The 24,069-nt window shown below is 72.7% G+C and carries 18 protein-coding genes and 1 pseudogene; 15 read left to right on the top strand and 4 right to left on the bottom strand.

The window, feature by feature from the left end; genetic code table 11:
• Positions 1-102: 102 nt before the first annotated feature.
• From gltB to ACZ4VK_RS01095, 3 genes are all read left to right on the top strand, one after another.
• A complete protein-coding gene (gene gltB / locus ACZ4VK_RS01105; RefSeq protein WP_468347168.1) occupies positions 103-4,662 on the top strand; it encodes a glutamate synthase large subunit in 4,560 nt (1,519 codons plus the stop codon).
• On the top strand, positions 4,655-6,115 hold the full coding sequence (locus ACZ4VK_RS01100) for a glutamate synthase subunit beta (RefSeq protein ID WP_468347166.1): 1,461 nt from the start codon (positions 4,655-4,657) through the stop codon (positions 6,113-6,115). The genes gltB and ACZ4VK_RS01100 overlap by 8 nt, the downstream gene beginning before the upstream one ends.
• Positions 6,116-6,371: 256 nt before the next feature.
• Positions 6,372-7,091 (top strand): VWA domain-containing protein, encoded by a 720-nt coding sequence (locus ACZ4VK_RS01095; protein ID WP_468347164.1) that lies wholly within the window; start codon positions 6,372-6,374, stop codon positions 7,089-7,091.
• Here the strand turns inward: ACZ4VK_RS01095 and ACZ4VK_RS01090 are convergent.
• Positions 7,086-7,994 (bottom strand): aldo/keto reductase, encoded by a 909-nt coding sequence (locus ACZ4VK_RS01090; protein ID WP_468347163.1) that lies wholly within the window; start codon positions 7,992-7,994, stop codon positions 7,086-7,088. The genes ACZ4VK_RS01095 and ACZ4VK_RS01090 overlap by 6 nt on opposite strands.
• A 69-nt stretch (positions 7,995-8,063) precedes the next feature.
• Here ACZ4VK_RS01090 and ACZ4VK_RS01085 point away from each other — a divergent pair, with 69 nt between their 5' ends.
• The 6 genes and pseudogenes from ACZ4VK_RS01085 (at position 8,064) to ACZ4VK_RS01060 (ending at position 12,922) form a co-directional block, all read left to right on the top strand.
• Positions 8,064-8,429, top strand: coding sequence for a MerR family transcriptional regulator (locus ACZ4VK_RS01085; protein ID WP_468347161.1), 366 nt, complete (start codon positions 8,064-8,066; stop codon positions 8,427-8,429).
• Positions 8,430-8,493: 64 nt separating this feature from the next.
• A pseudogene (locus tag ACZ4VK_RS01080) lies at positions 8,494-8,865 on the top strand (VOC family protein); the annotation flags it as partial.
• A gap of 73 nt (positions 8,866-8,938) precedes the next feature.
• A complete protein-coding gene (locus tag ACZ4VK_RS01075; RefSeq protein WP_468347159.1) occupies positions 8,939-9,448 on the top strand; it encodes a pyridoxamine 5'-phosphate oxidase family protein in 510 nt (169 codons plus the stop codon).
• Positions 9,449-9,561: 113 nt separating this feature from the next.
• Positions 9,562-10,176, top strand: coding sequence for a TetR/AcrR family transcriptional regulator (locus ACZ4VK_RS01070; RefSeq protein WP_468347157.1), 615 nt, complete (start codon positions 9,562-9,564; stop codon positions 10,174-10,176).
• 320 nt (positions 10,177-10,496) lie between these two features.
• Positions 10,497-12,206, top strand: coding sequence for a DEAD/DEAH box helicase (locus tag ACZ4VK_RS01065; protein ID WP_468347155.1), 1,710 nt, complete (start codon positions 10,497-10,499; stop codon positions 12,204-12,206).
• 290 nt (positions 12,207-12,496) lie between these two features.
• Positions 12,497-12,922 carry a guanyl-specific ribonuclease gene (locus tag ACZ4VK_RS01060; protein ID WP_468347153.1) on the top strand — a complete coding sequence of 142 codons (426 nt, stop codon included), beginning with the start codon at positions 12,497-12,499 and terminating at the stop codon, positions 12,920-12,922.
• 31 nt (positions 12,923-12,953) lie between these two features.
• Here ACZ4VK_RS01060 and ACZ4VK_RS01055 read toward each other — a convergent pair whose 3' ends face one another.
• A complete protein-coding gene (locus tag ACZ4VK_RS01055) occupies positions 12,954-14,423 on the bottom strand; it encodes a HEAT repeat domain-containing protein (protein ID WP_468347151.1) in 1,470 nt (489 codons plus the stop codon).
• A 119-nt stretch (positions 14,424-14,542) separates the two neighbouring features.
• Here ACZ4VK_RS01055 and ACZ4VK_RS01050 point away from each other — a divergent pair, with 119 nt between their 5' ends.
• Positions 14,543-14,995 carry a GNAT family N-acetyltransferase gene (locus tag ACZ4VK_RS01050; protein ID WP_468347149.1) on the top strand — a complete coding sequence of 151 codons (453 nt, stop codon included), beginning with the start codon at positions 14,543-14,545 and terminating at the stop codon, positions 14,993-14,995.
• A gap of 161 nt (positions 14,996-15,156) precedes the next feature.
• On the opposite strand, the gene ACZ4VK_RS01045 is transcribed toward ACZ4VK_RS01050, so the two are convergent.
• A complete protein-coding gene (locus tag ACZ4VK_RS01045) occupies positions 15,157-16,041 on the bottom strand; it encodes a hypothetical protein (RefSeq protein WP_468347147.1) in 885 nt (294 codons plus the stop codon).
• Between the two features lie 177 nt (positions 16,042-16,218).
• Here ACZ4VK_RS01045 and ACZ4VK_RS01040 point away from each other — a divergent pair, with 177 nt between their 5' ends.
• Positions 16,219-16,989 carry a S1 family peptidase gene (locus ACZ4VK_RS01040; protein WP_468348786.1) on the top strand — a complete coding sequence of 257 codons (771 nt, stop codon included), beginning with the start codon at positions 16,219-16,221 and terminating at the stop codon, positions 16,987-16,989.
• Positions 16,990-17,075: 86 nt separating this feature from the next.
• On the opposite strand, the gene ACZ4VK_RS01035 is transcribed toward ACZ4VK_RS01040, so the two are convergent.
• Positions 17,076-18,839, bottom strand: coding sequence for a glycoside hydrolase family 35 protein (locus ACZ4VK_RS01035; RefSeq protein ID WP_468347145.1), 1,764 nt, complete (start codon positions 18,837-18,839; stop codon positions 17,076-17,078).
• Between the two features lie 153 nt (positions 18,840-18,992).
• On the opposite strand from ACZ4VK_RS01035, the gene ACZ4VK_RS01030 reads away from it, so the two are divergent.
• The 4 genes from ACZ4VK_RS01030 (at position 18,993) to pepN (ending at position 23,881) form a co-directional block, all read left to right on the top strand.
• Complete coding sequence (locus ACZ4VK_RS01030; RefSeq protein WP_468347143.1) at positions 18,993-19,880, top strand: helix-turn-helix transcriptional regulator; 888 nt, start codon at positions 18,993-18,995, stop codon at positions 19,878-19,880.
• 11 nt (positions 19,881-19,891) lie between these two features.
• Positions 19,892-20,329 (top strand): chorismate mutase, encoded by a 438-nt coding sequence (locus ACZ4VK_RS01025; RefSeq protein WP_468347141.1) that lies wholly within the window; start codon positions 19,892-19,894, stop codon positions 20,327-20,329.
• Entirely contained in the window at positions 20,329-21,315 is a 987-nt protein-coding gene (locus ACZ4VK_RS01020; RefSeq protein ID WP_468347139.1) for an asparaginase, read from the top strand. The genes ACZ4VK_RS01025 and ACZ4VK_RS01020 overlap by 1 nt, the downstream gene beginning before the upstream one ends.
• 79 nt (positions 21,316-21,394) lie before the next feature.
• Positions 21,395-23,881: an aminopeptidase N gene (gene pepN, locus ACZ4VK_RS01015; RefSeq protein WP_468347137.1), complete on the top strand. Its 2,487-nt coding sequence runs from the start codon at positions 21,395-21,397 to the stop codon at positions 23,879-23,881.
• The last annotated feature ends 188 nt before the right edge of the window (positions 23,882-24,069 follow it).

Genomic DNA, 24,069 nt, shown 5'->3' with positions numbered 1-24,069 from the left:
ACTTCGCGAGAAGCCCGTCATCATGTAACCTGCACGAAATTTCGCCAGGGCCAACGTCGTCCCTCGGCTTTTGCACATGCCACGACGACGACGGGAGAGCCGATGCGTTCCGACGCCTGGTCGCCCATGGACGGTCGCCCCGCTCCGCAGGGGATGTACGACCCCCGTAACGAACACGACGCCTGTGGTGTCGGGTTCGTGGCCACCCTCACCGGTGTAGCCAGCCACGCGCTGGTCGAGCAGGCGCTGACCGTACTGCGCAACCTCGAGCACCGCGGCGCCACCGGCTCCGAGCCCGACTCCGGCGACGGCGCGGGCATCCTGCTCCAGGTCCCGGACGCCTTCCTCCGCGAGGTCACCGACTTCGACCTCCCCGCAGCGGGCGGCTACGCCGTCGGCATCGCCTTCCTCCCTGCCGACGGCTCCGCACAGGCCGTCTCGCGGATCGAGACGATCGCCGCCGAAGAAGGCCTGACCGTCCTCGGCTGGCGCGAGGTCCCCGTCGCCCCCGAGCTGCTCGGCGCCTCCGCCCGCTCCACCATGCCGGTCTTCAGCCAGCTCTTCGTGGCGGACGGCACCAGCACCGGCATCGCGCTCGACCGCAAGGCCTTCGTGCTGCGCAAGCGCGCCGAGCGTGAGGCCGGGACGTACTTCCCGTCGCTCTCCGCCCGCACCATCGTCTACAAGGGCATGCTGACCACCGGCCAGCTGGAGCCCTTCTTCCCGGACCTGTCGGACCGCCGCTGCGCCACCGCCGTGGCCCTGGTCCACTCCCGGTTCTCCACCAACACCTTCCCGAGCTGGCCGCTCGCCCACCCGTACCGTTTCGTCGCCCACAACGGCGAGATCAACACGGTCAAGGGCAACCGCAACTGGATGGTGGCCCGCGAGTCCCAGCTGGCCTCCGACCTCTTCGGCGAGGGCAAGCTCGACCGCATCTTCCCCGTCTGCACGCCGGACGCCTCGGACTCCGCCTCCTTCGACGAGGTCCTGGAGCTCCTCCACCTCGGCGGCCGCTCGCTGCCGCACTCGGTCCTGATGATGGTCCCCGAGGCGTGGGAGAACCACGAGACGATGGACCCGGCCCGCCGCGCCTTCTACCAGTACCACTCCACGATGATGGAGCCCTGGGACGGCCCGGCCTGCGTCACCTTCACCGACGGCGTCCAGGTCGGCGCGGTCCTCGACCGCAACGGTCTGCGCCCCGGCCGCTACTGGGTCACCGACGAGGGCCTCGTCGTCCTCTCCTCCGAGGTCGGCGTCCTCGACATCGACCCCGCCAAGGTCGTCCGCAAGGGCCGCCTCCAGCCCGGCAAGATGTTCCTCGTCGACACCGCCGAGCACCGCATCGTCGAGGACGACGAGATCAAGGCCGCCCTCGCCGCCGAGCACCCGTACGCGGAGTGGCTGGAGACCGGCGAGATCGAGCTCTCCGACCTCCCCGAGCGCGAGCACATCGTGCACACCCACGCCTCGGTCACCCGCCGCCAGCAGACCTTCGGCTACACCGAGGAAGAGCTCCGCGTCATCCTCGCCCCGATGGCCCGCACCGCCGGCGAGCCGCTGGGCTCCATGGGCACGGACTCGCCCATCGCGGCCCTCTCCGCCCGCCCGCGGCTGCTCTTCGACTACTTCACCCAGCTCTTCGCGCAGGTCACCAACCCGCCGCTCGACGCCATCCGCGAAGAGCTCGTGACCTCCCTGCGCTCCTCGCTCGGCCCCCAGGGCAACCTCCTGGAGCCGACCTCCGGGTCGTGCCGCAGCGTCACGCTGCCCTTCCCGGTGATCGACAACGACGAGCTGGCCAAGCTCATCCACATCAACGCCGACGGCGACATGCCCGGCATGAAGGCCGCGACCCTCTCCGGCCTCTACCGGGTCTCCGGCGGCGGCGAGGCCCTCGCCGCCCGCATCGAGGCGATCTGCGCCGAGGCCGACACCGCCATCGAGGGCGGCGCCCGCCTCATCGTGCTCTCCGACCGGCACTCCGACGCCGAGCACGCGCCGATCCCCTCGCTGCTGCTCACCGCGGCCGTCCACCACCACCTCATCCGCACCAAGCAGCGCACCAAGGTGGGCCTGCTCGTCGAGGCCGGTGACGTCCGCGAGGTCCACCACGTCGCCCTGCTCATCGGCTACGGCGCCGCGGCGGTCAACCCGTACCTCGCCATGGAGTCCGTCGAGGACCTGGTCCGCGCCGGCACCTTCATCGAGGGCCTGGAGCCCGAGCAGGCCATCCGGAACCTGATCTACGCCCTCGGCAAGGGCGTCCTCAAGGTCATGTCCAAGATGGGCATCTCCACCGTCGCCTCCTACCGCGGCGCCCAGGTCTTCGAGGCCGTCGGCCTCGACGAGACCTTCGTCGCCACGTACTTCAACGGCACGGCCACCAAGATCGGCGGCGCCGGCCTCGACGTCGTCGCCAAGGAGGTCGCCGCCCGCCACGCCAAGGCGTACCCCGTCTCCGGCGTCCCCTCGGCGCACCGCGCCCTGGACATCGGCGGCGAGTACCAGTGGCGCCGCGAGGGCGAGCCGCACCTGTTCGACCCGGAGACCGTCTTCCGCCTCCAGCACGCCACGCGCAACAAGCGGTACGACATCTTCAAGCAGTACACGGAGCGGGTGAACGAGCAGTCCGAGCGCCTCATGACGCTCCGCGGCCTCTTCGGCCTCACCTCCGACCGCCCGTCGATCCCCCTCGACGAGGTCGAGCCGGTCTCCGAGATCGTCAAGCGCTTCTCCACCGGCGCCATGTCGTACGGCTCCATCTCCAAGGAGGCGCACGAGACCCTCGCCGTCGCCATGAACCAGCTGGGCGCCAAGTCCAACACCGGTGAGGGCGGCGAGGACCCGGACCGCCTCTACGACCCGGCCCGCCGCTCCGCGATCAAGCAGGTCGCCTCCGGCCGCTTCGGCGTCACCAGCGAGTACTTGGTCAACGCCGACGACATCCAGATCAAGATGGCCCAGGGCGCCAAGCCCGGCGAGGGCGGCCAGCTGCCCGGCCACAAGGTCTACCCGTGGGTCGCCAAGACGCGTCACTCGACGCCCGGCGTCGGCCTCATCTCGCCGCCGCCGCACCACGACATCTACTCCATCGAGGACCTGGCTCAGCTGATCCACGACCTCAAGAACGCCAACCCGGTCGCCCGCATCCACGTGAAGCTGGTCTCCGAGGTCGGCGTCGGCACGGTCGCCGCCGGTGTCTCCAAGGCCCACGCGGACGTCGTCCTCATCTCCGGCCACGACGGCGGAACGGGCGCCTCCCCGCTGACCTCGCTGAAGCACGCGGGCGGTCCCTGGGAGCTCGGCCTCGCCGAGACCCAGCAGACGCTGCTGCTCAACGGCCTGCGCGACCGGATCGTCGTCCAGACCGACGGCCAGCTGAAGACCGGCCGTGACGTCGTCATCGCCGCGCTCCTCGGCGCCGAGGAGTTCGGTTTCGCGACCGCGCCGCTCGTCGTCTCCGGCTGCGTCATGATGCGCGTCTGCCACCTGGACACCTGCCCGGTCGGCATCGCCACCCAGAACCCGGTCCTGCGCGACCGCTTCTCCGGCAAGGCCGAGTTCGTCGTCAACTTCTTCGAGTTCATCGCCGAGGAGGTCCGCGAGCTCCTCGCCGAGCTGGGCTTCCGCACCCTCGAAGAGGCCGTCGGCCACGCCGAGCTGCTCGACACCAGCCGCGCCGTCACCCACTGGAAGGCGCAGGGTCTCGACCTCGAGCCGCTCTTCTACGTGCCGGAGCTGCCCGAGGGCGCGGTCCGCCACGCCCTGATCGAGCAGGACCACGGCCTGGAGAAGGCCCTCGACAACGAGCTGATCCAGCTCGCCGCCGAGGCCCTGAACGCCGCCTCCGCCGAGGAGGCCCAGCCGGTCCGCGCCCAGGTCGCCATCCGCAACATCAACCGGACGGTCGGCACCATGCTCGGCCACCAGGTGACGAAGAAGTTCGGCGGCGCCGGCCTCCCGGCCGACACCATCGACATCACCTTCACCGGCTCCGCGGGCCAGTCCTTCGGCGCCTTCCTGCCGAGCGGTGTCACGCTCCGCCTGGAGGGCGACGCCAACGACTACGTCGGCAAGGGCCTCTCCGGCGGCCGGGTGATCGTCCGTCCCGACCGGGGCGCCGACCACCTCGCCGAGTACTCGACGATCGCGGGCAACACCATCGGCTACGGAGCAACCGGCGGCGAGCTGTTCCTCCGCGGCCGCACCGGCGAGCGCTTCTGCGTCCGCAACTCCGGCGCCCTCGTCGTCTCGGAGGGCGTGGGCGACCACGGCTGCGAGTACATGACCGGCGGTACGGCGGTCGTCCTCGGCGAGACCGGACGCAACTTCGCGGCCGGCATGTCCGGCGGTGTCGCCTATGTGATCGACCTCGACCGGGACAACGTCAACTCCGGCAACCTGGGCGCGATCGAGGCACTGTCGGACACCGACAAGGCGTGGCTGCACGACGTCGTGCGCCGTCACCAGGAGGAGACCGGCTCCACGGTCGCCGAGAAGCTCCTTGCCGACTGGGACACGAACGCGGATCGGTTCAGCAAGATCATCCCCACCACGTACAAGGCAGTGCTCGCCGCCAAGGACGCCGCTGAGCTCGCCGGTCTCTCCGAGGCCGAGACCACTGAGAAGATGATGGAGGCGGCGACCCATGGCTGACCCCAAGGGCTTCCTGACCACCGGACGCGAGGTCGCCGAGACCCGCCCCGTGGCCGAGCGCGTCCGGGACTGGAACGAGGTCTACGTTCCCGGCTCCCTGCTGCCGATCATCAGCAAGCAGGCCGGCCGCTGCATGGACTGCGGCATCCCGTTCTGCCACAACGGCTGTCCCCTCGGGAACCTGATCCCCGAGTGGAACGACTACGCCTACCGCGAGGACTGGTCGGCGGCGCAGGAGCGCCTGCACGCCACCAACAACTTCCCGGAGTTCACCGGCCGCCTGTGCCCGGCTCCCTGCGAGTCCGCGTGCGTGCTCGGCATCAACCAGCCGGCCGTCACCATCAAGAACGTCGAAGTCTCCATCATCGACAAGGCCTGGGACGGGGGTGACGTCAAGCCGCAGGTGCCCGAGCGCCTGTCCGGCAAGACCGCCGCCGTCATCGGCTCGGGCCCGGCGGGTCTCGCCGCCGCCCAGCAGCTGACCCGGGCCGGCCACACCGTGGTCGTGTACGAGCGCGCCGACCGCATCGGCGGCCTGCTGCGCTACGGCATCCCTGAGTTCAAGATGGAGAAGCGGCACATCAACCGCCGCATCGAGCAGATGCGCGCGGAGGGCACCAAGTTCCGCACCGGCATCGAGATCGGCCGCGACCTGACGTCGACGGACCTGCGCAAGCGGTTCGACGCCGTGGTCATCGCCGCCGGCGCCACCACCGCCCGCGACCTGCCCGTCCCGGGCCGTGAGCTCAAGGGCATCCACCAGGCGATGGAGTACCTGCCGCTCGCCAACAAGGTCGTCGAGGGCGACTTCGTGGCCCCGCCGATCACCGCCGAGGGCAAGCACGTCGTCGTCATCGGCGGCGGCGACACCGGCGCGGACTGCGTCGGCACGGCCCACCGCCAGGGCGCGGCCTCGGTCACGCAGCTGGAGATCATGCCCCGCCCGGGCGAGGAGCGGAACGCCGGCCAGCCCTGGCCGACCTTCCCCATGCTGTACAAGGTCACCTCCGCGCACGAGGAGGGCGGCGAGCGGGTCTACTCCGTCTCCACCACCCACTTCGAGGGCGACGAGGACGGCAACGTCCAGTTCCTCCACCTCATCGAGGTCGAGTTCGTCGCGGGCAAGCTGACCCAGAAGCCGGGCACGGAGCGGAAGATCCCCGCCCAGCTGGTCACGCTCGCGATGGGCTTCACCGGCACAGACGTGCAGAACGGCCTCGTCGCGCAGTTTGGTCTGGACCTCGACGAGCGGGGTAACATCGCCCGTGACGCGGACTTCGCCACCAACGTCGACGGCGTGTACGTCGCCGGTGACGCGGGCCGCGGCCAGTCCCTCATCGTGTGGGCCATCGCCGAGGGCCGCTCCGCCGCCCGCGGCGTGGACCGCTACCTGACCGGAGCCAGCTCCCTGCCGGCCCCGATCCGCCCGACGGACCGTTCGCTGACGGTCTGATCGACCCCTCATACGTCCCGTACAACGACGTGCGGAACTGAGCGCGGCGCCCCCCGAATGTCCCCGACCGGACGACTGGGTGGGCGCCGATGCGCGTTCCGACGCCTTCCGGGGCCAAAGGCCGAGGTCGCTCAGGGCGTCCGCCCGCCGGGGCAGCCGTAGACTGCCGCCCGTGGCGGAGGGCAGGACGGCGAGCGGGCCGGAGGGCGCCACAGCCGCCGGGGCTTCCGGTGATCGGCCGGAGGGGGAGACGTCCATGGCACTGAGTCTGCGGAAGGTCGAGGAGACAGCGCCCGCCCTCGTGAGTCTCTACAAGGAGGCCGGGGCCTCGCTGCGGCGGCACGGGATCGACGGACAGCGGGTCGCCGTCTACCTCGTCGTCGACTACTCGGGCTCGATGAAGCCGTACTACAACAGCGGTGCCGTCCAGGCCCTGGCCGACCGGGTCCTCGGACTCTCCGCGCAGCTCGACGACGACGGACGCGTGCCCGTCGTCTTCTTCTCCACCGACGTCGACGCCGAGACCGACATCCGGCTCGACGACCACGCCGGCCGGATCGACCGGATCGTCGCCGGGCTCGGCCACATGGGCAAGACCAGCTACCACCTCGCCATGGACGCCGTCATCGACCACTACCTGGACAGCGGCTCCACCGCGCCCGCCCTGGTCGTCTTCCAGACCGACGGCGGGCCCATCAACAAGCTCGCCGCCGAGCGGTACGTCTGCAAGGCGGCCCGGCTGCCGATCTTCTGGCAGTTCGTCGGCTTCGGCGACCCCGGAAGCCGGCAGTTCGACTTCCTCCGGCGGCTCGACGAGCTCGACGTCCCCGCGAAGCGGCCCGTCGACAACTCCGGCTTCTTCCATGCCGGTCAGGACCCGAGCCGGGTCCCCGACGCGGAACTGTACGACCGTCTCGTCGCCGACCTTCCCGCCTGGCTCGCCGCCGCGAGGGGCCAGGGCATCGTCCGCTCATGAGGCGCCCCCCGCTCCCGCCTCCTTGTCGAGGCGCGCGAACTGCTCCTCGGTGAGCGTGACGTCGAGCGCGCCCAGGTTCTCCACCAGGTGGGCCGCCGACGACGTGCCCGGGATGGGGACGATGTGCGGGGCCCGGTGCAGCAGCCAGGCCAGGGCCGTCTGGGACGGGGTGGCGCCGACCTCGCGGGCGACCCCGGCGACCGGGCCGTCCGGGCCCGCGTGGCCGCCCATGGCGACCGGGAAGAAGGGCACGAAGGCGATCCCGCGCCCGGCGGTGTGCTCGACGACGGCCTCGTGGCCGCGGTCCGCCAGGTTGTAGAGGTTCTGCACGGCCGCGAGCGGCGCGACCGCCTCGGCCTCCTCCAGCTGGGCGACCGTCACCTCGGAGAGCCCGATGTGCCGGACCTTGCCCTCCTCCTGGAGCTGCCGCAGGGCGCCCACCTGCTCGGCGACCGGGAAGTTCGGGTCGAGGCGGTGCAGATGGAGCAGGTCGATGCGGTCGGTACGGAGCCGGCGCAGGCTCAGCTCGGCCTGCTGGCGCAGATAGGCGGGGTGGCCGAGCGGCACCCACTCGGTGGGGGAGGGCCGGACCACGCCGACCTTCGTGGCCACCGCGACCCCGTCGCCGTACGGGCGGAGCGCCTCGGCGAGGAGCTCCTCACCGGCCCCCAGGGCGTACGCGTCGGCCGTGTCGAAGAGGGTGACGCCCGCCTCCACGGCCGTCCTCAGCAGGGCCACCGCCGCCGCCCGGTCCGCCGGCGCCGTCCAGATACGGGCCTCGGGGCCCGTCGGATCGCCGGGTCCGTCGGCGAGCCGCATCGTGCCGTACCCGACACGCCGGACCGGGAGGTCGCCGCCGAGCTGGAATATCGTCGTGTCCGGGGAGTTCGTGTGGTTCGTCATGCCCGGAACCGTAGGAGCTCACATGGATGTGAGGTTCAACCATGATGGGGAGAATGTGAGGGGCGTCACATGAAGATAGGTGAGCTGAGCAGCACGACCGGCGTGAGCGTACGGCTGCTCCGCTACTACGAGGAGCAGGGGCTCCTCGGCTCGGAGCGCACCCCGGGCGGGCAGCGGGTGTACGGCCCCGACGCCCCGGCCGTCGTCCGCCGCATCCGGGCCCTGCTCGGCGCCGGACTGCCGACCCGGGTCATCGCCGAGGTCCTGGAGTGCGTCTGCGGCAGCGAGGCGGAGATCGAGCCCTGCCTGAGCCCGATGCTCGTCGCCCGGCTCGACGCCATCGACGAGAGGATCAACGACCTCCAGGACGCCCGCTCCTCCCTGGCGGCGCTCCTGGCGGTGACCGAGGGCAGGCAACTCGCCCCCGCCGACTGAGCCATGGGTCTGAGCGAGGGGAAATCGATGGCCCCCGCCGTGGCACGCGGGTGATCATGAGGCCATGAGCTCTCTCGTACGACACGTGACCATCGACTGCGCCGACGCCTACGCCCTGGCCACCTTCTGGGCACGGGCGCTGGACGCCCAGGTCTCCGACGAGGACAAGCCCGGTGACGACGAGGCGCTCGTCGAGTCGCCCGGCGCGAACCTCCTCTTCATCCAGGTGCCCGAGGCGAAGGCCGTCAAGAACCGCGTCCACCTCGACCTCCAGCCGCAGGACCGCACCCGTGACGAGGAGGTCGAGCGGCTGCTCGGCCTCGGCGCCACGCTGCTCGACGACCGCAGGAACCCGGACGGCACCGGGTGGGCGACCCTCGCGGACCCGGAGGGGAACGAGTTCTGCGTCGAGCGCAGCGCGCCGGAGCGCGCCGCCACCTCCTGAGGACCCGGGAACGTCCGGAGTAATCCGGACAGTGGCTGTCGGGTATCCGGTGTTTCCTGAACGCATGGGAGACACCGGAACCACCTGGTCGGCCTTCGAGGCCGCCGAACCCGAGCTCGCCGTGACCGTACGCGAGCGCTTCGGGCAGTACACGCACCACGCCCTCGCCACCCTGCGGAAGGACGGCTCGCCCCGGCTCAGCGGCATCGAGGCGGACTTCCGCTTCGGAGAGCTCTGGCTCGGCATGATGCCGAACTCCCGCAAGGCCCTCGACCTGCGCCGCGACCCCCGCTTCGCGCTGCTCGCCAACCCGGGCTCCGGCACGGACATGGGCGGTGGGGACGTCCGGATCTCCGGGCGGGCGGTCGAGGTCACCGACCCAGGGACCGTCGACCGGTACGCGGCCGACGCGGGCGCGCCCCTGCCGTTCCACCTCTTCCTGGTGGAGCCGGCCGAGGTCGTACGGACCTGGGTGGAGGGCGACGAGATGGTCCTCCGCAGCTGGGCGCGGGGGCGCCCGACCCGGACCTACCGGCGCGGCACCGACGACAGCCCGCCGCGCCGGGAGCCGTGAGCGCGGGGACCGGGCCCGCCGCGCCGTGAGCCGTGAGCGCTGGGCGAAGGCGTAGGCGCCGTGGATCCGGGCCACCGCGCCGGGAGCCCTGCCCGTAGGACCAGAATGGGCGTGTGTCAGCGACCAAGAAGAAGACCCAGGTGAGTGCCGCGCCCGAGCGGCGCCGCGAACTCCTCGAGACGGCCGCCGAGGTGTTCGCCGCGCAGGGGTACAACGCCACCACCGTCCGCAAGATCGCGGACGCCGCCGGGATGCTCGCCGGCAGCCTCTACTACCACTTCGACTCCAAGGAGTCGATGCTCGACGAGATCCTCTCCACCTTCCTCGACGAGCTGTGGCGGGGATACGACGCCGTCCTCGCCGCGGACCTCGGCCCCCGCGAGACCATCGAGGCCCTCGTCACCGAGTCCTTCCGCGAGATCGACCGGCACCGCGCCGCCGTCGCCATCTACCAGAAGGAGTCCCGGCACCTCACCGACCAGCCCCGCTTCCACTACCTCGCCGACTCGCAGCGCAACTTCGAGAAGGCCTGGCTGGGGACCCTGGAGCGCGGCGTCGCGGCCGGGGTCTTCCGCGCCGACCTCGACATCCGCCTCACCTACCGCTTCGTCCGCGACACCGTCTGGGTCGCCGCGTCCTGGTACCGGCCGGGCGGCCGGCACAGCCCCGAGGAGATCGCCCGCCAGTACCTGTCGATGGTCCTCGACGGGATCGCCGTACGCGCCTAGGGGGTGTCCTGCCGATCAGGGTCGGACAGGCCCTGGGCGGCGTACGGCTGTGAGGTCGCCCACGTCACACCGCCCTGGGCTGGCCTGATCCGTCCGGGCATCGGTCACGCGGGGCGGGAAGGTCCTGGGGCGCACTATTGTTCCGGTAGAGACATCCGGGGTTCGTATACGAGTCCCGGGAGAACAGCCGGGGCTCGTATCGCGCGTTCCGGGAGACACATCCGGGGCCCGTATCGCGTGTTCCGGGTAGAGCAGCCGGGGCCCGCACCGTGCAGGTGCGGGCCCCCGCTGTGCCGCGAGCACCGGCCAGAAAGGCACGCATGACCCGCTCCGAACGCGCCCCCAAGCGCGGCCCCCGCACCGCCCAGACGAAGTCCGCGTCACAGCCGAAGGGCGGGCGCGGCGGACGCCGTCCCACCGCGCCCCCGCCGCCGAGCGAGTTCACGCCGCCGGAGACCGTGACGCCCGCGCTGCCCGCGGTGGCCGCCTTCGCCGACCTCGACATGCCCGAGGGTCTGCTGCGGACCCTGGGCGAGCAGGGCGTCACGGAGCCGTTCCCGATCCAGGCCGCGACCCTGCCGAACTCGCTGGCCGGTCGTGACGTGCTCGGCCGGGGGCGTACCGGATCCGGCAAGACCCTCGCCTTCGGCCTCGCGATCCTCGCCCGCACCGCGGGCCGCCGCGCCGAGCCCACCGCGCCCCTCGCGCTCGTCCTCGTGCCCACGCGCGAGCTCGCGCAGCAGGTCACCGACGCGCTCACCCCGTACGCCTCCGCGCTGCGGCTGCGGATCACCACGGTCGTCGGCGGCATGTCGATCAGCCGGCAGTCCTCCGCCCTGCGGCGCGGCGCCGAGGTCCTCATCGCCACGCCGGGCCGGCTCCACGACCTCATCGAGCGGGGTGACTGCCGGCTCGACCAGGTCGCCGTCACCGTCCTCGACGAGGCCGACCAGATGGCCGACATGGGCTTCCTGCCGCAGGTCACCAAGGTGCTGAAGCAGGTCGAGCCGGGCGGGCAGCGGCTGCTGTTCTCGGCCACCCTCGACCGGAACATCGACCGGCTGGTCAAGATGTTCCTCGACGACCCGGTCGTGCACTCGGTCGACCCGTCGGCCGGCGCGGTCACCACCATGGAGCACCACGTCCTGTACGTGGCCGACGAGACCGACAAGAAGGCCGTCACGCTGCGGATCGCGGCCCGCGACGGCCGGACGATCCTCTTCATGGACACCAAGCGGTCCGTGGACCGGCTGGTCAAGCGGCTCCTCGCGAACGGCGTACGGGCCTCCGGCCTGCACGGCGGCCGCTCGCAGCCGCAGCGCAACCGGACCCTGGACCAGTTCAAGACCGGCCAGGTGACCGCGCTCGTCGCGACGAACGTGGCGGCGCGCGGCATCCACGTCGACGACCTGGACATGGTCGTCAACGTCGACCCGCCCATCGACCACAAGGACTACCTGCACCGCGGCGGCCGGACCGCCCGTGCCGGTGAGTCCGGCAGCGTCTTCACCCTGGTCCTGCCGGAGCAGAAGCGCGACATGGGCCGTCTGATGACGAACGCGGGCATCAGCCCCCGCACGGCGCAGATCAAGTCCAGCGACGAGCACCTGACCGAGCTGACCGGCGCGCGGGAGCCCTCGGGCGTCCCGGTCGTCATCGAGACCCCGCAGCCCACCCCGCCGCGCAAGGCGACGGCCTCCGGCAGCGGAAGCGGCGGCGGCAGCCGTCGGCGCCGCCGTCCGGCTCCGGCCGGCGGGGCGACCGGTACGGGCTCGGGCTCCGGCTCGGGTCGTTCCGCGACGACGGGCACGGCCTCGGGCCGCGCCGCCGGCTCCTCCGGCCGCGCCACCGGTTCCACGGGCGGTTCGGGGCGCGGCTCCGGCTCGGGCCGGGGCTCCGGCTCCGCCGCCGGCGGCGGGCGCGGTGCCACCGCGGGCGCCGGTCGCGTCGGGCGTCAGGCCTCGGGCACCGGCCGTACGCGGAGCGCGGGCGGCTCGCGAGGCTCCCGGCCGAGGCCGACCGACACGTAGGACCGACACGTAGGACCGACACGTAGGACCGACACGTAGGACCGAGAGTCCGCCGCCGCACGGGGGCGGACCTGCCACCGGCCGCCCCCGGGCTCACGCCCGGGGGCGGTGTGCTGTCCGTGCCGGCCGCCGCGTCACGGTGCGGGTGCCGACCTCGTACACGAGCCGCCCCAGCCCCCCGTCCGGCCGCGTCCACAGGATCCGCACGTTCGAGGGCGTGCGGTTAACGTCCGGCGAAATCAAGGGAGTTGGACTTCCCTCGGGGATCTACGCGCGTCATCATCCCAGTCATGCGCATCCCCCCTCGATTCACCCTCGCCGGCGGTGTCGCCACCGCCCTCCTCTCCTCCCTCCTCCTCGGCGCCCCCGCCACCGCCGTCCCCGCCCCCGCGCCCGCCGCCGTCGCGATGTCCGTCGCGGCGACCTCGGCCGTCGGGGACATCTGCTCCTCCGACCTGCCCAGCCAGGCCCACGACACCCTGCGGCTCATCGACGCCGGCGGCCCCTTCCCGTACCGCCAGGACGGGTCCGTCTTCCAGAACAGGGAAGGGATCCTGCCCGCGCACTCGACGGGCTACTACCACGAGTACACGGTGAAGACCCCGGGCGTCTCCACGCGTGGGGCCCGGCGGATCGTGACCGGGAACTCGACGTGGGAGGACTACTACACCGCCGACCACTACGCGTCCTTCGACCTCATCGACCACGGCTGCTGAGCCGTCCCGGACCGGTCGCCCTCCCGGGCGGTCAGGCGCGGCGCGGGGACGTCCATTCCAGGCGGGTCCTGACCCGGGGGTCCTGGATGTACTCCAGGGCGGCGAGTGCCGTCTCCCGCGCCGCGCCCTCCGGGTCGCCGTCCGCGAGGACCGACGCCAGCGCGTCCACCGCCCGCGGGTCCTGACGGATCGCGAGCCCGCGCGCCGCCTCCGCCGCCGTCTCCGGGTCGGTGTCGCCGAGCCGCTCCGCGAGCCCCTCCCGTACGAGCGGGGTGTCGTCGGGCAGTTCGGCCAGCGCGAGCGTCGCCCAGTCCCGGACCCGCGCGTCACCGTCCCTGCTCAGTGCGAGCAGCACCCCGAGCGCCTCCACGTGCCCGGCCGGCACGATCCCGGCGAGGGCGCCCGCGACCGCCCGCCGTACCGCCGCGTCGGGATGCCCCGCCGACGCGAGGAGCTCGGGCACGGCCGCCGGATCCGCGCACTCCCCGAGCGCCGACACCACCGAGAGCGCCGGCTCCCGCGCCTGCGTCGCGCCCTCCGCCGCGAGCCGCCGCAGTACCGGGACCGCGCTCGGCGCGAAGCCGGGCAGGGCGCCGAGCACCCGGGCGCCCAGGGCCCGGCGCAGCGGGTCGCGGTACGCGCACCAGGCGGCCGCCGTCACGAAGGTCTCCTCGTCGGCCCGCCCGGCCAGTTCGGCCACCGCCGTCGTCCAGTCGTCGAGCTCCGGATCGCCGCACCGCAACGCCCGCGCCGCCAGCTCCTCGGGCGAGGTGCGCAGTCCGAGCGACGCCTCCAGGAGCGTGGCGATGGCCGCGTGGCCGGTCTGGCGGTCGTCGCCGCGGCCGGGGGCACCATTCTCCCGCAGCAGTTCGACGACGACCGTCACCCCGCCGTCCTCCCGGACCCGGCGGACCACGGCCTCGTAGGTCTGCCCGCCCTCGTTCCCCGCGACGAGCCCGCGCCGCAGCTCGGCCGCGATGTCGGCGCCGATCCACCGCCGCGCCTCCCGCAGCGCGGCCTCCTTCGCCGTCGCACCGTGGTCGAGCAGGGCCCGCACGCAGCCGGTGGAGCCGCGCCGGGCGGCGGCGACGAGCGGGAGGATCCCGTCGGGCCCGCGCCGGTCGGGGTCGGCCCCGTGCTCCAGGAGCACCCGGGTCGTGCCGGCATGCCCGAGCCGCAGCGCCCACGCGAGGGCCGTGAAGCCGTACGCCTCCTCCTGGTCCGCGCGGGCGCCCGCAGCGAGGAGCGCCCGCGCCACCCCGGTGTGCCCGCCGACGGCCGCGCCGCAGAGCGGCAGTTCGTCGCCCTCCTCGCCGCTGCCCCGGCCCGGGTCGGCACCGGCGGCCAGCAACACCCGCACGATTCCGGCCTCGTCGCCGACGGCCGCCCGGTACAGGGCGGTCTCGCCGTCCTCCCGGGACTCGGGATCGGCCCCGCTCCGCAGGGCCCGTACGACCCCGTCCTCGTCCCCGTCCCGGATGGCGTCGAACAGCATGCTCATGCGCCGACCCTGACGCGCCGTCCGGTCCTGGCGCAAATCCGATTCCCGGCCCGGCGTCCGCGAGCGATGCGCACCCGCTCGCCCCGTCCGTTCGTACGCCCGTGCCAGAATCGGGCCGCATGACACAGGATCACGACGGCGCGTCGCTGAGCGTCGGCCACGGTGACGACGCACTGGCGAAGCTCCTGGAACAGGGCCTCGACGCGTTCAACTTCGCCGCGACCGGGACCACCGCCGAGGACCAGGGCGAGCTTTCGGTGAAGGCCGTCGACGAGAACGGCGAGCTGATCGGCGGGCTCACCGGCTGGACCTGGAGCGGGCTCTTCGGCATCGACATGCTCTGGGTGCGCGAGGACAGCCGGCGGGACGGCTGGGGGAGCCGCCTCCTGCGCGCGGCCGAGGACGAGGCCGGGCGGCGCGGCTGCGACCGGGCCACCGTGTCGTCCTTCACCTTCCAGGCCCCGGACTTCTACCGCCGGCACGGATACGTGGAGACCGGCCGCGTCCTCGGCATCCCGGGCGGCGCCGAGGACGTCCACTTCCACAAGAGCCTGGTCCGGAAGGCCGTTTAGGGCGTGTCCGGCGGATCATGGCCGGGGTCGCGACGCCTGGCACGGCACCTCGCCGCGTTGCCGAAACGCCTGAATAGCTCCGCTATTAAGGCGCTCCGGCGCCTTGCGATGCACCGCACCAGACGCCGCGCCCTATCCGACCCTGATCCGCCGGACACGCCCTAGCCCGCGCACTCCAGGACCGTGCGGCACACCCCGCACCGGGCCCGCAGCGCCCGTCCCGCCGGGACCCGCAGGCGACGGCGGCAGACCGGGCACAGGAAGGAGACGCCGGTCGCCGGTGCTCCGCCCTCGAAGGTGTACGGGACACCCGGGCCCGCCCGGCCGAGGCGCCGCTCCAAGGCGTACCGCCGGCGCTCGGCCCAGCCCGCCCCGGCCAGCGGCGGCGCCGTGCGCTCCCGGCGCGCCTCCGCCCGGCCCCGCTCCCACGCCTCGTACGCCACGGCGCTGGTGAACCACGGCGACGGGTCCTCGCCGAACACATCGGCCCGCTTGGCGAGGACGTACCCGAACTCCTCCGGGGTCAGATAGCCGAGCTTCTGGCTCTCCACGCCGTCCCGCCGGTACGCGTCGAGCAGCAGCCATCCCGCGCCCAGGTAGGCGGTGACGACATCGGTGAGGATCTCGTTCTCCTCGGTGTCGGGGAAGGTGAGCCCGAGCCGGTGCAGCAGGACATGGGTGATCTCGTGGGCGAGTGCGGCACCGATATCCCGGCGTCGGCTCCGGAAACGGTCGTTGAGTTCCACGAAGTACTCGGGCCCCGCCGCGAGTTCGACGGCCGCCGCGTGCTCCATCGGCCGAAACGCGACCACCATGCGCGCCTCGGGCAGCCGCAGGTGCCGGACGAGGGCACGGGCCACCCGCTGGGTGCCGAGGTGGAGGTCCTCACGGTCGTCGAAGGCCACGTCGGCGGCGGGCACGCTCGCCGGATAGCGGTGCACACCCTCGGGGGAGAGGCGCCGGTAGAGCGCCGTGAGCGAGGCGCCGACCGTGGCGCGGTGCGGGAAGCCGTGGGCGACGCGGTCGCCCTCCTGACGGTTCGGCATGCCGGATCCCCCCTCGTCTCCCACTGTACGGTCCCGCCGCTGTTTCTGGCCGAAAAGGCTTTCTTGTGGCGGCAGTTGGGTCCTGACCATAATCCGGACATGACTTGACGGGCGCATGTCATCGCCCGTCGGGCTCAACCCCCCATGAAAGAAGGCAGACACGTGAAGCAGAACAGAATGGTCCGCGCACTCCAGAAGCTCGCCGCGGCCGGCGCCGTCGTCCTGGCGGCCGTCAGCCTCCAGCCCACCAGCACCGCCTCCGCGGCCCCCGCCCCCGTCGTCGGCGGCGTCCGCGCGGCGCAGGGCGAGTTCCCCTGGATGGTCAGGCTCTCCATGGGCTGCGGCGGCTCCCTGATCACCCCGCAGATCGTGCTCACCGCGGCCCACTGCGTGAGCGGCTCCGGCAACAACACCAGCATCACCGCCACCGCCGGAGTCGTGGACCTGCAGAGCAGCAGCGCCATCAAGGTCAGGTCGACCAAGGTCCTCCAGGCCCCGGGCTACAACGGCAAGGGCAAGGACTGGGCGCTGATCAAGCTCGCCAGCCCCATCACCTCGCTGCCCAACCTGAAGATCGCCGAGACCACCGCGTACAACAGCGGCACCTTCACCGTGGCCGGCTGGGGCGCCGCCCGTGAGGGCGGGGCGCAGCAGCGCTACCTCCTCAAGGCGAACGTCCCGTTCGTCTCCGACGCCTCCTGCCAGGCGTCGTACGGCAGCGACCTCGTCCCGGCCGAGGAGATCTGCGCCGGCTACACCCAGGGCGGGGTCGACACCTGCCAGGGCGACTCCGGCGGCCCGATGTTCCGCAAGGACAACGCCGGTGCCTGGATCCAGGTCGGCATCGTGAGCTGGGGCGAGGGCTGCGCGCGGGCCGGCTACCCCGGCGTCTACACGGAGGTCTCGACCTTCGCCGCCGCGATCAAGTCGGCCGCGGCCACGCTGTAACGGCGACATGTGAACGGGTGCCCCGGAGCGGCCTCGGCTCCGGGGCACCTTCACGCGCGCGTGACGCCGTTATTTATTGTGCTGACTCAGAGGACATCGAGCTCCACCGACGGAGTCCCCCCGCCCTCCAGCTCCAGCACCCACACCTCGTTCGCCCCCTCGCGCAGCACCGGGCCCGGCACGAACAGCGACTCCTGCGGGCCGATCGCCCAGTACCGGCCCAGGCAGAAACCGTTCACCCACACGAAGCCCCGGGTCGCGCCCGGCAGCCGCAGGAACGCGTCCCCGGCGCCCGCGACGTCAAGGGTTCCCCGGTGGAGACCCGGTCCGCTCCGGTCCGCCGCGGACTCGTTGACCGATGCGAACCGCACCTTCTCCACCGCCGCCGCCTCGAAGGCGTCGAGACGCAGCCCCCGGGCCCGTACCCCGTGCAGATACTGCCGCTCGTGCCGCACACCGCCGGTGATGCCCTTCGGCTCCCCCTGCCGAGGCCCGTAGTTGACCCGGCCCAGCGACTCCACCCACAGGTCGACGACCGCCGGCCCCGCCACCGGCTCGGCGAGCACCGCCTCCTCCGCGTCCAGGACACCCGCGGGCAGCCCGTCCACGTACGCCACCGCCCGGTCCCGCAGCCCCGTCACGGAGAGCGGATACGGCTGCCGGGGACCCGGCACCGTCAGCCGGTAGCGGACAAGCCCCCGGTCCACCCCCAGCTCCTCGAAGGTCGGCGGCATCGGCGTCACCGTCTCCTCGCCGCCGAGCACCTCCAGGACCGCGTCCAGCGACGCCCAGCCGTCGAGCACACCGGAAACCGGCGCCGCGAGCCGGGCGGGCGGCTCCGGCGGCTCCGGCAGCGGCCCCTCCGCGTACGCCGCGAGCACCTCGCGGAAGCGCCAGAACTTCTCCGTCGGCCGCCCCGCCTCGTCCACCGGCGCGTCGTAGTCGTACGAGGTCACCGTCGCCCGCAGCGGCCCGTCGTGCAGCTCACCCGCCCGGTTCGCGCCCGCCCAGCCGGCGAAGTTCGTACCCCCGTGCGCCATGTACACATTGACCGAGGCCCCGCACTCCAGGATCTCCCGCAGCGCGTCCGCCGCGTCCTCCGCGCCCCGCACCGCGTGCTCCGTGCCCCAGTGGTCGAACCAGCCGCACCAGAACTCCATGCACATCAGCGGCCCCGACGGCTGGTGGCGCCGCAGCACCGCGAAGCCCTCCCGCGCCCCCGAACCGAAGTTCGCCGTCGCGAGCACCCCCGGCACCGAACCACCCGTCAGCATGTGGTCCTCGGGACCGTCCGAGGTGAACAGCGGAACGCTCACCCCGCACTCCCGCAGCAGCTCCGCGAGCCACTCCAGATAGCCCCGGTCGCTGCCGTAGCTCCCGTACTCGTTCTCCACCTGGACCAGGATCACCGGCCCGCCCCGGTCGGCCTGCCGCTCCACCACCTGCGGAAGGAGCCGCCGGAACCAGGCCTTCACCGGCGCCAGGAACTCCGGGTCGAGGGTCCGCACCCGCCGTCCGAGCGGACCGGTCAGCCAGTGCGGCAGGCCGCCGTTCTCCCACTCGGCGCAGATGTACGGCCCCGGGCGCACGATCGCCCACATCCCGGCCCGCGCCACCGCGTCGAGGAACCGGCCGAGCGCCTCCACGTCCCCGTACCGGCCCGGCTCCGGCGCGTACAGGTTCCAGGGGACGTACGTCTCGACACAGTCGAGACCCATCGCGCGCAGCATCCCGAGCCGGTGCTCCCACTGCCCCTCGTGCACCCGGAAGTAGTGCAGGGCCCCCGACAGCAGCCGCACCGGCCGCCCGTCGAGCAGAAAGTCCTCGTCACCCACAGCGAACGTGCTCATGGCGCCCACCCTCACCCCCTGGCGGCGCGCCGGTCCATGGACAAAGATCGGCGGAGTTTGGACGTTAGAGACGTCGAAGGCGTCCGGGACGCCGGAGGCGTCACAGCACACGGCAGGACGTGGAAGCGCACGTCAGGGAGGCGGCACCCGGTCATGTACCACACCTGGATGCGCTACTTCACCCCCGGTCCCGTCCACCACCGCCTCGGCCTCGTCTGCCTCGGCGTCGGACTCCAGCACGGCACCCTGCCCACCGTCGGCCCCCGCACCCTCGACCACCACGTGGCCGTCGTCGTCTCCGCCGGCAGCGGCTGGTACCGGGCGGCCGACGGCCGCCGCACCACCGTCACCGCGCCCGCCCTGCTCTGGCTGACCCCCGGCGTACCCCACCACTACGCCGCCGACCCCGGCACCGGCTGGGACGAGTCCTTCGTCGACTTCACCGGACCCGCCACCACCACCTACACCGAACTCGGCTACATCGAACCCGACCGGCCCGTCGTGCCCCTCTCCGACGCCGCCCCCGCCCGCGCCGCCATCGGCCGGATCGCCCGCGCCGCCCGCCCCGGCAACCCCCTCCTCGAGGTCGAGACCGGCGCCGCCGTCCACGAACTCCTCGTCGCCCTGCGCCGGGCCCGCGCCGACACCAACGCCGACGGCGACCCCGTCCTCGCCGCCCTCGCCCGCGACGCCTTCCAGCCCCTCTCCGTCGCCGAACACGCCGCCCGGCACGGCATGACCGCCGCCGAGCTGCGCACCGCCGTCCGCCGCGCCGCCGGATGCAGCCCCAAGGACTACCTGCTCACCGTCCGCCTCGGCCGCGCCAAGGAACTCCTCGCCGCCACCGAACTGCCCGTCGCCGCCGTCGCCCGCCGCGTCGGCTACGACGACCCGGCGTACTTCTCCCGGCTCTTCACCCGCCGGGTCGGCACCGCCCCCATCCGCTTCCGCGAGCAGCAGGGGCGGGCCGTGCACGGCGGCTGGAGCGACCGCGTTCCGGATCCCGAACACCCGCCCACGATCCTCCCGAGATCCGTCTAAGCTCGCAGATCATGAGCGATTCCACCCCGTCCCCGGCCCCGTCCCAGCCCGCCGAGTCCGTACGGGCCGAACTGACCCGGCTGCGCGAGAGCATCGACAACATCGACGCGGCGGTCGTGCACATGCTCGCCGAACGCTTCAAGTGCACCCAGCAGGTCGGCGTCCTCAAGGCCAAGCACCAACTGCCGCCCGCCGACCCGGCCCGCGAGGCACGCCAGATCACCCGGCTGCGGGAACTCGCCGAGAGCGCGAAGCTGGACCCGGCCTTCGCGGAGAAGCTCCTGAACTTCATCATCGCCGAGGTCATCCGCCACCACGAGACGATCGCGGACGAGACGACCGCCGACCGGACGAGCGCGGGCGAGACGACCGTCGGCGACGCGAGCGCCGACCGGACGCGTGCGGACGGGGCGATCACGGACCGGCCCCTCGCGGACGGAGCACGCTGATGGCCCGCGTCACGGTCTTCACCCTCGGCGGGACCATCTCCGCCCGAGGCGGTGACGCGGCCCGCATGACCGGCCAGGAGGTCCTCGCCGAGCTCGGCGGAGACCACGACCTGGTCCTGAAGGACTTCCGCCGCGTCCCCAGCTCCTCCCTCACCCACGAGGACCTCGCCGCCCTCGCCGCCGAGGTCCGCGCCACCGTCGCCGCCGGCTCCGGCGTGGTCGTCGTCCAGGGCACCGACACCCTGGAGGAGACCGCCTTCACCCTCGACCTGCTCTGCACCACCGAGCAGCCGATCGCCGTCACCGGCGCCATGCGCCGCCCCGACCTGCCCGGCGCCGACGGCCCCGCCAACCTCGCCGCCGCACTCGCCGTCGCCGCCGACCCCGCCTGCCGGAACCTCGGCGTCCTCGTCGTCGTCGCCGACGAGATCCACGCCGCCCGCCTCGCCCGCAAGACCCACACGACCTCCGTCGCCACCTTCGCCTCACCAGGCGCCGGACCGATCGGCTGCGTCGTCGAGGGCCGGCCCCGCATCCTCCTCCGGCCCGCCGCCCCCGCCGCGCTCTGCCCGCTGAAGCTCGACCCCGAGGTACGGGTGGCGCTCGTGACCCTCTCCCAGGGCGACCGCGGCGAACTCCTCGAAGCCGTCGACCACCGCTTCCAGGGCCTCGTCGTCGCGGCCTTCGGCGCCGGACACGCCCCGGCGTGGCTCGTCGACCCGCTCGCCGACATCGCGCGACGCATCCCCGTCGTCCTCGCCTCCCGCACCGGCGGCGGTACGACCCTCTCGGACACGTACCGCGGCCCCGGCTCCGAGTACGACCTGCTGCACCACGGACTGATCCCGGCAGGCCCCCTCGACCCCGCCAAGGCCCGGATCCTCCTCCACACGCTGCTCTCCAGCGGCGTCGCGGGACCCGCGGGCTACGACCGCCCCCGCATCACGGCCGCCTTCGCCCACCTGAACGGCACCGGGGTCGCCTGACGGTCGTTGCCGGGGTCGACCGACGGCGCTTCCCCACCACCCCTGCCCAGGGCCGGAGGCATCGGGCAGCATAGGGCCCATGTCCGTACTGACGCGCGACGAAGCGCAGACCCGTGCCCAGCTCCTCGATGTCCACCACTACCTGGTGGACATCGACCTCACCACCGGCGCCGAGACCTTCGAGTCGACCAGCACCGTCCGGTTCACCGCCCGCGCCGCCGGGAACACCTTCGTCGAGCTCAAGCCCGTCACCCTGCGCTCCGCCACCCTCGACGGAGAGACCCTCGACCCGGGCACCCTCACCGGGAACCGGCTCCCCCTGAGCCTCACCGAGGGCGAGCACGAACTGCGCGTCACCACCACCATGCGCTACTCCCGCACCGGCGAGGGCATGCACCGGTTCACGGACCCCACCGACGGCGAGTCGTACGTCTACACCCAGCTCTTCATGGAAGACGTCCAGCGCGTCTTCGCCGCCTTCGACCAGCCCGACCTCAAGGCCGTCTTCGAAGTCACCGTCACCGCCCCCGACGGCTGGACCGTCCTCTCCAACAGCGTCACCGAGCAGCAGCCCGACGGCACCTGGAAGGCCGCCCCCACCCCGCTGCTCTCCACCTACTTCGTCTGCGTCGCCGCGGGACCCTGGCACTCGATCCGCACCGAACACGCCGGACTCCCCTTCGGCATCCACTGCCGCCGCTCCCTCGCCCCCCACCTCGACGCCGACGCCGAAGAGATCCTCGCCGTCACCAGGGCCTGCTACGACCGCTACCACGAGAAGTTCGACGAGCCGTACCCCTTCGACTCGTACGACCAGGCCTTCGTCCCCGAGTTCAACGCCGGCGCCATGGAGAACCCCGGCCTCGTCACCTTCCGCGACGAGTTCGTCTTCCGCTCCGCCGTCACCGTCACCGAACGCCAGACCCGCGCCATGGTCATCGCCCACGAGATGGCCCACATGTGGTTCGGCGACCTCGTCACCCTCCGCTGGTGGGACGACATCTGGCTCAACGAGTCCTTCGCCGAGTACATGGGCTTCCAGACCGTCAACGAGGCCTGCGCCGACCTCTTCCCCGACACCTGGGTCGACTTCGGCATCGCCCGCAAGGCCTGGGGGTACGAGGCCGACCAGCGGCCCTCCACCCACCCCGTCGCCCCCGACCCGGAAGCCGTCCCCGACACCGCCTCCGCGCTCCTCAACTTCGACGGCATCTCCTACGCCAAGGGCGCCTCCGCCCTCCGCCAGCTCGTCACCTGGCTCGGCGAGGAGGACTTCCTCGCCGGCATCAACATCCACTTCAAGCGGCACAGGTTCGGCAACGCCACCCTCGCCGACTTCATCGACAACCTGGCCGCCGCCACCGACCGAGACGTCCACGGCTGGGCCGAACAGTGGCTCCGCACCACCGGCGTCGACACCCTCAGGCCCCGGCTCGCCGGCGAGGGCACCCGCTGGCAGCTCACCGTCGACCGCCGGGGCAGCCGCCCGCACCGCGTCGAGGTCGGCGTCTACGACCGGGAGCCCGACGGCGGACTCGTCCTGCGCGAACGCCGTGCCCTCGACGTCCCGCAGCACACACCCGCCGAGCTGACCGGCCCCCGCCCCGCCCTCGTCGTCGTCAACGACAGCGACCTCACCTACACCAAGGTGCGCTTCGACGAGGCCTCCGAGGAGTCCGCCCTGCGCGGGCTCTCCCGCGTCCCCGACCCGCTCACCCGGGCCGTGATCTGGAACGCGCTGCGCGACATGGTCCGCGACGGGGCCCTCGCACCCGGCGAGTACCTGGACACCGCCGTCGCCCACCTCACCGAGGAGACCGAGCTCGCCCTCGTCCAGGGCGTCCTCGGCTTCGCCCGCACCCAGATCGCCGACCGTTACGTCAGCGAGGACGAGCGCCCCGCCGCCCTCGCCAGGATCAGCGAGATCGCCCGCGACCTGATCCGTCACACCGAGGACGGCGAGGCGCCCGGACTCCGCCTCACCGCCGTCCGCGCGTTCATCGACAGCGCCACCACCCCCGCCAAGATCGCCTCCTGGCTCGAGGACGGCACCGTCCACGGCGGCCCCGAGCTCGACCCCGAGCTGCGCTGGCGCATCCTGGCCCGCCTCGCCGTCCTCGGCGCCACCGACGAGACGGTGATCGCCGCCGAACTCGAACGGGACCCGAGCGCCACCGGCCAGGAGGGCGCGGCCCGCTGCCGGGCGTCCCTCCCGACCCCGGAGGCGAAGGCCGCGGCCTGGTCGGCCCTCTTCGACTCCGACGACCTCTCCAACTACCTGTTCACCGCCACCGCCCAGGGCTTCTGGCAGCCGGAACAGGCCGATCTCGTACGGGAGTACGTGCCCCGCTTCTACGAGGCCGCCATCGCGCTCGGCGACCGCCGGGGGCCGGCGATGGCCGAGGCCGCGGGCCGCTACGCCTTCCCGTCCTACGCGATCGACGCGGAGTCCCTGTCCCTCGGCGAACACCACCTGAAGGACGACACGATGATCCCGGCCCTCCACCGCAAACTGGTGGACCAGCTCGACGACCTGCGAAGGGCCCTGACGGTCAGGACGACGTGACCTCGCCGTGGACCTCCGCCCCACCGGGGCGGGTGCCCACCAACGCGCCCACCCTCACCGCCGCCCGCCCCCGTTGTGGGCATCTGTTCCGCAAGGGCGGAACGGGTGGGCACAACGGAACGGTGCCCCTTGCCGGGCCTAGGCTTCCGGGCCTGAACCCGCACCCGGTGTGCGGTGCACAGTCGGTG

This window comes from Streptomyces sp. NPDC028711 (assembly GCF_055565415.1).
The sequence above is the reverse complement of the archived record's forward strand: the minus strand, read 5'-3'. Positions and strand labels throughout refer to the sequence as shown.